We start from the raw sequence: 12,067 nt of genomic DNA, 5'->3' as shown, positions 1-12,067 counted from the left end.
GTTCCTCCCCCGCCATCGGGGGGGGGGGGGGAGGAACACGTCTTGTTTCGCAAATTGAAATGGAATTGCTGAAAGAAATTGAAAAGAGCTGCGTCCAGGTACAGGGCACAGCTCTTTTCATACGGATTGCAGATAAATTCGAATTCACCACTAGACGATGTGGCAGAGATTTAGCTTAGGTCGATGAGCCGTCCGTCCTCGACGGCGGCAAGCGCATCCGGCCTTTCCTTTCGGACACCGTTCCAAAAGAAAGCAGATTTTTTACAGGAAGGCAGGGCTCCGGCGCCTTTGCGGGCGGAAAGGTTCAGCCGTTTTGCTCCGTCAGCGCCGCGTCGTAGGCCGCCCTGGTGCCCGCGTCAAAGCAGACCATGGTAACAGAGCTCACCACCCGGTCCGACCGCAGAAAGGACAGGATCTCCCGGACCGCGATCCGGGCTGCGCGTTCCAGGGGAAAACGGTAAATACCCGTGCTGATCGAGGGGAAAGCGACGGTCCTGCAGCCGTACTGTGAGGCCAGGGACAGACTTTCGCGGTAACATCCCGCCAGCAGCTCCTCCTCCCCGGCGGTTCCGCCCCGCCAGACCGGTCCCGGGGTATGAATGACGTATTTCGCGGGAAGACGGCATCCGCCGGTGATCTTCGCCTTCCCCGTTTCGCAGCCGTGAAGCGCGCGGCATTCGTCCAGCAGCCCTGGCCCGGCCGCCCGGTGAATCGCCCCGTCCACTCCCCCGCCGCCCAGCAGCGAACAGTTGGCGGCGTTGACGATCGCGTCGGCTTTCTGTTTTGTGATATCCCCCAGGATGACGTTCAGCATGGCAATCCCTCCGTTTCGTCGTAAAAAGGGAAAAGACCCGCAAGAGCCGGCGGTTTCCGGTTCCTTCGGATCTTTCATTCCGTCAGCGGGAGCTTTAATCCAGCATGGACAGAATGTCCTGTTTGCTGCGCACTCCGACCGAGGTCTGCGAGGGCGTGCCGTCTTTGAATACAATCAGCGTCGGAATGCTCATAATATTGTACTTTGCCGCGATATCCGGCTGTTCGTCCACATTGACTTTCCCCACCATGTATCTTCCATCGGATTCGTTGCCGATTTCGTCGACAATTGGGGAAACCATGCGGCAGGGGCCGCACCATGACGCCCAAAAATCCACAAGGACCGGCTTATCGGATTTTAAAACTTCGGATTCGAAATTGTCCTGTGTCACTGTTACAACTGCCATTTGGATTCTTCCTTTCCTCTTTTACTCTTTGTTGGTATTATTATAACCACTCCCGCAGAATTTGTATGTGACAAAATCACACAAAATGAAAAAATCTTTCCTTATTTTCCACACTTGGCTTGACAATCGCCTCATATTTAACTATAGTGTTCCTATAAAGGAATACTATAGGGGGCGACGATACGGAATCGGTTTCACTTCTGACCCATTTCGGCCTGACGCAGCAGGAGGCAAAAATTTACCTGGCTCTGCTCTCGCAGGGCGACCTGACCGGCTATGAAGCCGCAAAGGTCACGGGAATCTCCCGCTCCAACACTTATTCGGCGCTGTCCGGGCTGGTGGAAAAAGGGGCGGCCAGATTGGTGGAAGGCGCCGCGACCCGGTACGCGCCGGTTCCCCTTGAGGAATTCTGCGGCAACTGCATTTACAACCTGCAGAAAGACGCCGGAGAACTGGGCCAAATGCAGCCGAAGCGCAGGAAGGACTCCGGAGGATACATCACCATCGCAGGCGAAAAACAGATTCTGCTGAAAATGAGGAACCTTCTGCATGGGGCAAGGGAGCGGGTCTACGCCTCCATGTCCGCGGAACTGACGGAACGGATTCTGCCGGAGCTGCGCGATATGGCGGGGCGCGGACTGAAAGTCGTCGTCATCACCGACCGGCCTCTCGACCTGCCCGGCGCCACCGTTTACTGCACGGAGCGAAAGCAGAGACAGATCCGGCTGATCGTGGATTCGGGCAGCGTCCTGACCGGGGACCTGGACGACGGCGAAAACTCGACCTGTCTCTATTCCAGCAAAGATAACCTGGTCAGCCTGTTCAAGGAAGACCTGAAAAACGAGATCAGGCTGATCGAATTGACCAAGGGAAGGGAGTAAACAGGATGAAAAAGCCTTTTGTCACACTGGAAAAGCTGAAAGAAATCGAGAAGGAGTTCCCAACCCCTTTTTATCTGTACGATGAGAAGGGCATCCGGGAAAACGCGAGAAAAATCAGGAAGGCGTTTTCCTGGAATCCGGGTTACCGGGAATATTTCGCGGTCAAGGCCACCCCGAATCCCTATCTGCTCCGGCTGCTGAAAAAAGAGGGCTGCGGCGCGGACTGTTCCTCCCTGACCGAATTGATGCTGTCCGACGCGGCCGGCCTGAAAGGGCGGGAAATCATGTTTTCCTCCAACGACACGCCGGACGAGGACTTTCTCCTCGCCGCGAAGCTGGGCGCGACCATCAATCTGGACGATTTCACCCACATCGACATTCTGGACCGTCTCGCCGGCATCCCGGAAACCATCAGCTGCCGCTACAACCCCGGCGGGGTCTTCAAGGCGAGCAACGCGATCATGGACAACCCCGGCGAGGCGAAATACGGTTTCACCCGCGAGCAGATGGCGGAAGGGTTCAAAAAGCTGATGCGGCTGGGGGCAGAGCATTTCGGTATCCACGCATTCCTCGCCAGCAACACGACCGGGGACGAATACTATCCCGCCCTCGCCGGGATCCTGTTTCAGCTGGCGGTCGACCTGCACCGGGAAACCGGCGCTCATATTTCCTTCATCAATCTGTCCGGCGGCGTCGGCGTTGCCTACCGCCCGGACCAGACCCCTCCGGACATTCTGAAAATCGGACGCCAGGTCAAAAAGGTCTACGAGCAGATCCTGGTGCCCGCGGGCATGGGCGACGTCTCGATTTACACGGAAATGGGCCGTTTCATGCTGGGCCCCTACGGTATTTTAGCCGCAAAAGCCATCCGGGAAAAGCACATCTACAAGGAATATATCGGGCTGGACGCCTGCGCGGCCAACCTGATGCGCCCCGCGATGTACGGGGCTTACCACCACATCACGGTCATGGGCAAGGAGGACGCGCCCTGCGACCACAAGTACGATGTGACGGGCGGCCTGTGCGAAAACAACGATAAATTCGCCGTAGACCGGATGCTGCCGAAAATCGACATGGGCGATCTGCTCGTCATCCACGACGCGGGCGCGCACGGGCATTCCATGGGCTACAACTACAATGGAAAGCTCCGCAGCGCGGAGGTTCTTCTTCACGAAGACGGTTCCTTTGACCTGATCCGCCGCGCCGAAACCCCCGCCGACTATTTCGCGACGCTCGATTTCCCCGGTCTGCCGAAAAAATAATTTTTCCATAGTACGATCCGGCTCGGCCGCTCCGCCATGACGAATTCATGACGGGGCGGCTTTTTGTCTGCCGCCGCGCCGGAGGCAAATATGTATTTATTATGTCCGATGGCGTCTGGAAAATTTAAATAAATATCAAACTTATTCGTAAAATTAATTGTAGTATTTGTCGAAGAAATATTAAATTATTGTAAAATTCTGACGATATAGGAAATATAGGGTTATTTTCAGCAATGAAATTCCAAGCAGGAGCAGCGCTGCAAAATCTAATCAAAGGAAGTATCTGTATGAAAAGGTTTAAATCGCTGAAGAAAAAGCTGATTGTATGCATTGTTGGAATTATATTTGTGACTTCCGTACTGAATCTCGCCGTCGGAATCTACGCAAGTTACAAAGGCATCACGAAAAACGTGGAGAGCGACCTGAAATCCATCGGCCAGACGGCAAACATCGCAATCGATACCTCTCTGAACAATATGAAGCTCAACATCCGGTCCGTCGCGGAATCCAGCGAAATCGGAAAATCGGGTGTCTCCCCGTCCGATCTCCTGAAGATGCTCGACACCAAAAAACAGCAGATGGGCTACCAGACCCTGAGCCTTGTGAACGGCAGCGGAACAATTTTCAGCGACGACGCTTCGCTGAACGGCAAAAACATCGCCGATCAGGAATATTTCAAAAAGGCGCTCTCAGGGGAAACCTATCTTTCCGGAACCACGTACGATATCAACAAAAAACTCTGCGTAATCGCCTGCGCCCCGGTTTCCAACGACAATGATTATCAGGGGATCGTCATGGCCACCCTCGACCCGCAGGTTTACAGCAGCATTATCAAAAATATCGTGATCGGAACAACCGGGAATGTCTTTATCACCGACAAGGAAGGGACCCTGATCGCAAACATCCGGCCCGCGCTGGTGGAAAGCCGGACGAACTTCATTCAAATGGCCAAGACCGACTCCACGTATGCCACCGCCGCCGTCGTTTACCAGCATATGGCTCAGGGCAAAAGCGGAGTGGAAGTCTATTCATACGAGACGGGAGACCGGATCTGCTATTATGCCCCCATCAAGGATACGGACGGCTGGGCTTTCGGCGTTGTGGCGCCGATCGTAGAAATGACTTCGCCGATCTGGCTGTCCGTTTTCGGCCTCGGCTTGGCGTCGCTGCTGTGCATCGTTCTTGGGGTCATCCTCTCCACTGTGCTCTCAAGGTCGATCGCCAACCCGATTCTGACCGTATGCGACAGGCTGAAGCTTTTGTCGGCCGGAGATCTGCATACTGACACCGTCGAAGTCAAAGCCAGGGATGAAACGGCGGTTCTGGCTTCTTCGCTGAACAAAACCGTATTGGGGCTGCGCGGCTACATTGAGGAAATCTCTCACGTGCTTCACGAGGTCGCTTACGGGAACATGTGCGTGCAGGCCCAAAAAAATTTTGAGGGGGATTTTATTCCCATCCAGAAATCCCTTGCCTTTATCATAGAAGCTCTGAACGGCATCCTGTCCGAGATCAACGGTTCCTCCGATCAGATTGCGAGCGGCTCCCAACAGGTTTCCGCCGGGGCGCAGGCGCTGGCTCAGGGTTCCTCGGAACAGGCGGGTTCCATTGAGGAGCTGTCAAAGACGATTGCCGAAATCTCGAACCATGTGAAACAAAACGCGCGGGACGCCGCGGAGGCAAGCGGCAATATGGGCCGTGTCAGGTCTGAGATCGAAGCGAGCAACGGGCACATGGGGGAGATGGTCTCCGCCATGGACCGGATCAGCGAATCCTCCAATCAAATCGGAAAGATCATCAAAACTATTCAGAATATCGCTTTCCAGACCAACATTCTGGCCCTGAATGCCGCGGTCGAGGCCGCCAGGGCCGGCGATGCGGGCAAAGGGTTTGCGGTCGTGGCGGATGAAGTCAGAAATCTGGCCGGCAAAAGCTCGGAGGCGGCTAAAGACACAACCGTATTGATCGAGAACACCATGCATTTGGTGGAAGAAGGTTCAAAGATTGCGAACCAGACCGCGGAATCGTTGTCCGCCGTTGTCGAAAGCATCCAGACTGTTTCGGAGAGGGTCGACAGTATCTCCGGCGCTACCCTGCAGCAGTCCGACGCGGTCGGCCAGGTATCCTCAGGCGTCACGCAGATTTCGGATGTGGTACAGACCAATTCCGCCACGGCGGAGGAAAGCGCCGCCGCAAGCGAGGAACTGTCCGGGCAGGCTCAGGTTCTGAAATCGCTGGTCGGCAAATTCCAGCTGAACATCCAAAGCGGCGAAGGCCAGGGCGCTTAATCCGGCTGGATGCGGATGAGATGAGTCGATGCGGTCCGGGCCGGTCTTTTCGCATTGCATCGCTTCGAAAATCGGGATATAATGGATGCAGTGAAAATTTCAGGCGGCCACGTTGAAAAGCATCCGGGCGGGCCTGCCTTCAGCCCGGCGAAGTACTGCTATGGAGGGTTACTATGGAAATCAAAAATGCCGCAATTATCGGCCTGGGAGCGATCGGGTCGGTCTATGGCAATCTGCTTCACCGGGCTTACGGCCGGAATTTCGCGGCCGTCGCCGGCGGCGCGCGCGCGGAGCGCCTGAGAAAAAGCGGCGTAAAGGTCAACGGCGTTCCTTTTTTTCCGCAGGTCAAAGAACCCGGCATGGACTTTGCAGCCGATTTGATTCTTGTGTGTGTCAAAAACTACCAGCTTGACGAGGCAATCCGCGATATCCGCGGATTTGTCGGCCCCGGGACGGTGCTGCTTCCGCTCCTGAACGGCGTGACCGCGCGGGAGCGTCTGAAGGAAGCTTTTCCGAAGAACAGGGTTTTTTACGGGCTTGCCATTTATATCGACGCCGTTCGCACGGAAGACGGAGTCGCACATACCAAAGACGGCGTCATTCAGTTCGGGGAAGCCGCGAACGCCGCGCTTTCGCCCGAGGTTGCCGCCGTGCGCAGCTATTTGGTCAACGCGGGGATTCAGGCGGAGGTTTGCGAGGATATGGTGCGCGCGGTCTGGAAAAAGTGGATGCTGAACGTCGGCGTCAACCAGGTATCCGCGGCAACCCGTTCCCCCTATGGAAAGATCACCACGGTCCCCTCCACCCTGGCCTTGTTCCGCGAAGCGATGATGGAAGTCGTCGCGCTGGCGAAGGCTTCCGGCATTCATCTGGATGAAAAGGACGTCCTGGAATTCGAGGGGGCAATGGGGAATTTTTCACCGCAGGGAAAAACCTCCATGCTGCAGGATGTGGAAGCGGGACGCCGCACGGAGGTTGACTATTTCGCCGGGACAGTGGAAGAGTTGGGGAAAAAGCTGAACGTCCCGACCCCGGTCAACCATGTGCTGCTTTTGCTTCTGCGTTCCATTGAGGCAATGTACGGATGCTGAACCCCTGGAAAAGCGGGATTTCCAGAACGAGAAGACCTCCCGCCACAGTCATAATGCGGCGGGAGGTCTTTTGTATTATTTTTGCATCGCTTCAAATTCGATCTGCTTTGACAGGGCCTTTCTGATCGGGCATGCGCCGGCCAGTCTTTTGACAAGCTGTCTTGTCTCTTCCGAAATGCCGCCGGTAACATCCACATCGATCAGAAATTTCGTTTTATTTTCGTCGCTTTGGTCCAAATCGACTTTGACGACGATCTGATCATATTCTATTTTCCGGTGATCCAGCCCCATCCGGATCGTCATATTGAGGCAGGAGGCCAGCGACGAACACAGCAGTTCATCCGGCCGGAAGTACCGCCCGCTTCCGCCCTTGTCCTCTTTGACATCCGAGAAGATTATCGCGGTCTGATTCGAAATTTCTGTACAGTAATTTTCGCTTCTGCTTTTGGAAATAACCATATCCGCTTTCTCCTTTACTCCTGACAAACAGGCTTTAAAAATGTCTGATAATCCTCATAATTCTTTTTCAGCAGATCCGGTGTATTTAATCCGTAAGGGCACTTGCTCATGCATTGGTTGCAGTGGAGACAGTTTTCAATTTTTTTCATTTCCTTCTGCCATTTTTCCGACAGATACGATTCCTGCGGAGCGCGCCGAAGCAGAAGGCTCATCCTTGCGCAGGTATTGATGGATATTTCCGCCGGGCACGGCATGCAATAGCCGCATCCGCGGCAGAACTCTCCGGCAAGCTCTTTTCTGTCGGACTCGACCCGCCGCTTCATCTCCTCCGACAGGACCGGAGGACGGTCCTGATAGGAAAGGAATTCATCCAATTCGCTTCCGCGCTGGATCCCCCAGATCGGCTCGACATTGTCAAATTGCTCCAGATAGGCGTAAGCCATTGCGGAATCCGTGATCAGGCCGCCCGACAGGGCTTTCATGGCAATAAAGCCGATCCCGTTGTCCCTGCAGGCTTCCACGATTTTCAGGTCCGCGCCGGTGGAAAGATAGCTGAAAGGGAACTGGATCGTATCATACAGGCCGGAGTCCGCCGCCTCCTTCGCAACCGACAGCCTGTGGTTTGTAATGCCGATAAACCGTATTTTTCCCTGTGCCTGCGCTTTGAGCATGGCATCGTAGAGACCGGATTCATCGCCCGGCCTCGGACAGAAATCCGGGTTGTGGAACTGATAGATGTCGATGTAATCCGTCCGAAGATCCCTAAGGCTCTGCTCCAGATCCTTCCAGAACCCTTCCGCATTGCCAGCCGCCGTTTTTGTGCTGATGACAATCTGGTCCCTGACCCAGGAAAAGGCGGCGCCGAGCTTTTCCTCGCTGTCGGAATACGCCCGCGCCGAGTCGTAATAGTTGATGCCGCCGTCGAATGCCTTCCGCAGGATACGGACGGCATTCTTTTTGTCCACCCGCTGGATGGGGAGCGCCCCGAATCCGTTTTTATTGACAACAAGATTTGTTTTTCCCAATTTTACGGTATTCATATATTTTTCTCCCTGCCCCACGATTTTTTTGTTTCTGAAAAGAACGCGGCTTTCTTGTTCCCCTCCAAAAAGTATAATACTATGAGCCGGCTGCAAGTCAAGTTCCCAATGGCGAAAATACGGAATTTTCTTTTCGATCATCCATAAAGCCGGTATCCTCAGAGAGACTGCCGTTTGGTCAGGACTTCGGGGACAGCGGGCGCTGACGGCTTAAAAAGCGATCCGCAGGCCATGTTACCCAAGCTGGCTTATCACCATATCATAATATAAGCCTCTCCTTCTCATCAGCTCGCTGTGGTTGCCCATTTCCAGGATTTTGCCATGGTCTATGACCATGATCCGGTCTGCGTCGCGTATGGTCGAAAGCCGGTGGGCGATCAGGAAGCTGGTCCGGTTCCTCATCAGTGTAAGCAGCGCTTTCTGTATTTCTTTTTCCGTTTTCGTATCCACGCTGCTTGTGGCCTCGTCCAGGATCAGAATCGGCGCGCCGCATAAAACAGCCCGCGCGATCGCGATCAGCTGGCGCTGGCCGAGGCTGAGATTATCTGCGCTGCCGGTCACAGCCGTTTGGTATCCCTGCGGCAGCCGGGTAATAAACTCGTCCGCGTGGGCGAGCTTCGCGGCCCGGACGACTTCTTCATCCGCCGCCGCTGGCTTGGAGTACCTGATATTGTCAAAAATTGTTCCCGTGAACAGGCAGGTATCCTGCAGGACAACGGAAAAGCAGTCGTGCAGCGACCCCCGCGCGACGCCGGCAATATCGTTTCCGTCGATCAGGATCCTTCCGCTGTCAAGCTCGTAAAAGCGGGTCAGCAGGTTGACGACCGTCGTCTTGCCTGCTCCGGTCTCTCCCACAAGCGCAACCACCTCGCCGGGCTGTATGGAAAAGCTGACGTCTTTCAAAACCGGCTTCCCGGGCAGATAGGAAAACGACACATTCTGAAACTCGACCGCTCCGCGCACGTTTTCCAGATTTTTCGCCGTTTCCTGGTCAGGCGGCTCCTCGGTCTCGTCGATGATTTCAAAGACCCTTTCCGCGCCTGCCAGGGCGGATTGAATGTTGTTGAACATACCCGCAAGATTGTTCAGCGGGGTTCCAAACTGTTTGGAATACGTGAGAAAGCTCACGACGAGGCCGACCGTCGCCATCCCTTTGATCGTCAGAACGCCGCCCACGCCCGCAATCAGCGCGAAATTCAGATTGTTGATCACGTTCATGAACGGCATCATGAAGCCCGCCCAGGTCTGCGCTTTGGCGGAATCGTCGCGGAGCCTGCCGTTGACGGTTTGGAACTCGGACAGCACCGTTTCCTGCCGGTTGAAAGCCTTCACCATTTTAAGCCCGACGACGCTCTCCTCGATCATCGCGTTGAGCGTTCCAAGCTCCCGCTGCTGCGCGAGAAAATACCGCCTGCTTCTGCCGGCGATCGTTTTGGAAAGCAGGGTAAAAAGCGGGATCGCGACCATCGCGACGGCGGTCAGCAAAGGACTGAGGACAAGCATCATCACAAACGTCCCGCAGATCGTGAAAACGCTCGCGATCAGCTGAGTAGTCGCCTGGGATATGGTGCTGCTGACATTGTCCACGTCGTTCGTAATCCGGCTCATGGTGTCGCCGTGCGGGCGCGTATCATAGAAATTGAGCGGCAGCTTCTGGAGTTTCGCAAAAAACTGACGGCGGAGATCCTTTATGAATCTCTGCGTCAGCCTCGTCATTAAAACGCCGTTGACCGTATCGATGACCCAGCCGGCCAGATAACACGAGACGAGTGAAACGAGGATGACAAAAAGAAGCCGCGAATTCACACTTGCGGTTTTTGTGTCAAACGTGTTGATCGCGTTCCCGATCAGCAGCGGCCCCACAACGGCAATCGATGAGGTGGCGATCGTTAACAGCATGGCGATAACCAGCGATTTTCGAAACCGCAGCATCAGCCTGAGCAGCCTTTTCAGCACGCCCTTCGCGTTCTTGGCTTTTTCCTTCGGGGCGAAGCGCCGCGCGCCGCCGCCGGGCCGGCGGCCCAGAGTGGGCATGGTCGAACTGCTTTTTATTTCCGCCATTTCCGCTCCCCGTCGCCGCCGATTTGCGAGTCGTATATCTCCTTATAAATTCCACAGGAGGACATCAATTCGTCGTGCGTCCCGAAACCGGCTTTCTCCCCGTTTTGAAGCACCAGAATCCGATCGGCGCCCCTTGCCGTCCCGATCCTCTGCGTGATGAGAACAACCGTTCTGCCCTCTCCGCCCCCCTTGGCCGATATTGCCTGCCGGACCTTCGCTTCCGTGACCGCGTCCAGAGCGCTCGTACAATCGTCAAGAATCAGGATCCGCGCATGGCTCACCAGCGCCCTTGCGATGGAAATGCGCTGCTTCTGCCCGCCGGAAAGATTGATCGCGCCCTGGTCGAGCACGCTGTCATAGCTCCGGGACATTTCACTGATAAAGCCGTCCGCCTGGGCCGCCCGGGCCGCCGCGATTATTTCTTCCCGGGAAGCCCCGGGATTTCCCCAGGAGATATTCTCCATGACCGTTCCGCCGAACAGCATGCTTTTCTGCGGAGCCAGGGCAATTTTTTGCCGGAGCGAACCGCTGTCGAGCGCTTTGACGTCGCGGCCGTCTATGAAGATTCTGCCCGAATCCGGGTCGTAAAACCTAAGGCACAGCCACGCAAGGGTCGATTTTCCGGAGCCTGTCGGGCCGATGACCGCCAGCGTCTCCCCTGCGTTTACCTGAAAAGAGATATTTTTCAAAGCGGGAAGCCCGCTCCCGTTCGGATAGGCAAAAGTCACATTTTCGAATCTCAATCCGGCGGCCGGCTCCGTTTTCCCGTCGGAAAGCCCCTGTGCCGTTAAATCCTCTTCACTCGCCAGGATCTCCCTGATCCGCTCGGTGGAAGCCTTCGTGCGGACAAGCGTATTGAATATATTCGTGATCATGATCAGCGAGGAAAGGATCTGCGCCATATAGTTGATAAACGCGGAAACCCTGCCGACCTCGACATTTCCCTGCTGGAAAAGCACGCTGCCTAAGTAAATAATCACTGTGACCCCGATATTAACGGTGAGCGACATCAGCGGTGAAAAATAGGAGATGACAAGCTGGGACGACACCGTTCTGCCCGCCAGATTGTCGTTTGCCGCCTCAAATTTGCCCTCTTCGTTCCGAAAGCGCCCGAAGGCCTTTACGAGCCGCACTCCCATCAGGTACTCCTGAACGACGGTATTGACCTGATCGATCGCGTACTGCACCTTGGCAAAGCGGGCATAGCTCATTTTCATGCTGATTACAATCAGAGCGGTGACAATCGCAACGACAAAAAGTAAAATCACGCTGAGGTTCGGGCTGAGCATGACCGCAAGAACAATGCTGCCGACGCAGGTAATCGGCGCTTTCACATAGATCCTCATCAGCCCGTTGACAAACTGCGTCACCTGTGAAGTGTCGTTGGTCATTCTGGTGATGAGCGAACCGCTCTGGATCTTGTCGGCGCTCGTTTCGGAAAATCTCATGATCTTCCCGAACAGATCGCTTCTGAGGTCGGCGCCCATGTTTTGGGAAACGCGGCTCGCCAGAACATTCCTCGCAGTCGCAAAGCACGCCCCGAACGCCGTGATCAAAAGCATCAGCAGCCCGAATCTCACGACGGTGTCAAATTTGCCGTTCTTTACTCCGTCGTCGATGATGCGGGCCATCATCGCAGGCTGCATCAAGTCGCAAAAAGCCTCCATGACGACGCAGCTCACACCTGTAAGAAACAGAAGCTTATATTTCTGAAAGTATTTGCCGTAAATGCTCATTCCAAATTTTCCCGCTTTCCGGATTCTTC

The 12,067-nt window shown here is 55.1% G+C and carries 10 protein-coding genes; 4 read left to right on the top strand and 6 right to left on the bottom strand.

The genetic code is table 11. From position 1 onward, the window contains the following. Positions 1-304: 304 nt before the first annotated feature. Both EQM14_RS03160 and trxA read right to left on the bottom strand, forming a co-directional pair. On the bottom strand, positions 305-814 hold the full coding sequence (locus EQM14_RS03160; RefSeq protein ID WP_128741584.1) for an O-acetyl-ADP-ribose deacetylase: 510 nt from the start codon (positions 812-814) through the stop codon (positions 305-307). 94 nt (positions 815-908) lie between these two features. Beyond that, the gene (gene trxA / locus EQM14_RS03155; protein WP_128741583.1) at positions 909-1,220 is read right to left on the bottom strand and encodes a thioredoxin; all 312 of its coding nucleotides are present in this window, start codon (positions 1,218-1,220) and stop codon (positions 909-911) included. A 167-nt stretch (positions 1,221-1,387) separates the two neighbouring features. Between trxA and EQM14_RS03150 the strand changes: the two genes are divergently transcribed. The 4 genes from EQM14_RS03150 (at position 1,388) to EQM14_RS03135 (ending at position 6,742) form a co-directional block, all read left to right on the top strand. After that, on the top strand, positions 1,388-2,101 hold the full coding sequence (locus EQM14_RS03150; RefSeq protein WP_128741582.1) for a TrmB family transcriptional regulator: 714 nt from the start codon (positions 1,388-1,390) through the stop codon (positions 2,099-2,101). A 5-nt stretch (positions 2,102-2,106) separates the two neighbouring features. Next, on the top strand, positions 2,107-3,363 hold the full coding sequence (locus tag EQM14_RS03145; protein ID WP_128741581.1) for a diaminopimelate decarboxylase: 1,257 nt from the start codon (positions 2,107-2,109) through the stop codon (positions 3,361-3,363). Between the two features lie 287 nt (positions 3,364-3,650). After that, complete coding sequence (locus tag EQM14_RS03140) at positions 3,651-5,651, top strand: methyl-accepting chemotaxis protein (protein WP_243112602.1); 2,001 nt, start codon at positions 3,651-3,653, stop codon at positions 5,649-5,651. A 173-nt stretch (positions 5,652-5,824) separates the two neighbouring features. Beyond that, the gene (locus EQM14_RS03135) at positions 5,825-6,742 is read left to right on the top strand and encodes a ketopantoate reductase family protein (RefSeq protein ID WP_128741579.1); all 918 of its coding nucleotides are present in this window, start codon (positions 5,825-5,827) and stop codon (positions 6,740-6,742) included. Between the two features lie 75 nt (positions 6,743-6,817). Here EQM14_RS03135 and EQM14_RS03130 read toward each other — a convergent pair whose 3' ends face one another. The 4 genes from EQM14_RS03130 to EQM14_RS03115 form a co-directional block, all read right to left on the bottom strand. Next, positions 6,818-7,201, bottom strand: a complete 384-nt coding sequence (locus tag EQM14_RS03130; protein ID WP_128741578.1) for an OsmC family protein — start codon at positions 7,199-7,201, stop codon at positions 6,818-6,820. A 14-nt stretch (positions 7,202-7,215) separates the two neighbouring features. Beyond that, a complete protein-coding gene (locus tag EQM14_RS03125; protein ID WP_128741577.1) occupies positions 7,216-8,241 on the bottom strand; it encodes an aldo/keto reductase in 1,026 nt (341 codons plus the stop codon). Between the two features lie 234 nt (positions 8,242-8,475). Further along, positions 8,476-10,302: an ABC transporter ATP-binding protein gene (locus tag EQM14_RS03120; protein ID WP_128741576.1), complete on the bottom strand. Its 1,827-nt coding sequence runs from the start codon at positions 10,300-10,302 to the stop codon at positions 8,476-8,478. Then, positions 10,290-12,038, bottom strand: coding sequence for an ABC transporter ATP-binding protein (locus EQM14_RS03115; protein WP_128741575.1), 1,749 nt, complete (start codon positions 12,036-12,038; stop codon positions 10,290-10,292). Before EQM14_RS03115 ends, EQM14_RS03120 begins: the two co-directional genes overlap by 13 nt. Between the last annotated feature and the right edge of the window lie 29 nt (positions 12,039-12,067).

Origin of the sequence: Caproiciproducens sp. NJN-50 (assembly GCF_004103755.1) — a bacterium.
GTDB lineage: Bacteria > Bacillota > Clostridia > Oscillospirales > Acutalibacteraceae > Caproicibacter.
This window is presented reverse-complemented; position numbering and strand designations above follow the sequence as displayed.